We start from the raw sequence: 343 nt of genomic DNA, 5'->3' as shown, positions 1-343 counted from the left end.
AATACCATTTTTCCAAAAAAGAAAGGTGCTTTCCGAAATAGGAAAACACCTCTTACTTATTTCTTCTTGAAAACACTACTCACGATAACGCCAATACAAGCACCTATAATAGCTGGAACAATCCATCCTACACCTTCTGTATAAAACGGAATGTACTTTAATACTGATGTCCATTGATTCAACATTACATTTTTATTGAAAATATCAACTGCACTAAACACCGCTACAATTCCAACAGTTACTGTATATACGTATGCATACTTCTCAATATACTTATGGAATAGCCCTAAAATAATAAGCGTTAATGCAACTGGATAAATAAATCCAAGAATCGGTACTGATA

General features: G+C 32.9%; 1 protein-coding gene. It reads right to left on the bottom strand.

The features are described from left to right. Nucleotides 1-56: 56 nt before the first annotated feature. The coding region (locus ACS2QP_RS27465; protein ID WP_438883027.1) for a branched-chain amino acid transport system II carrier protein at nt 57-343 on the bottom strand (287 nt) is incomplete at its 5' end.

It is taken from the genome of Bacillus cereus group sp. Bce019, from assembly GCF_051781745.1.
GTDB lineage: Bacteria > Bacillota > Bacilli > Bacillales > Bacillaceae_G > Bacillus_A > Bacillus_A cereus.
The sequence above is the reverse complement of the archived record's forward strand: the minus strand, read 5'-3'. Positions and strand labels throughout refer to the sequence as shown.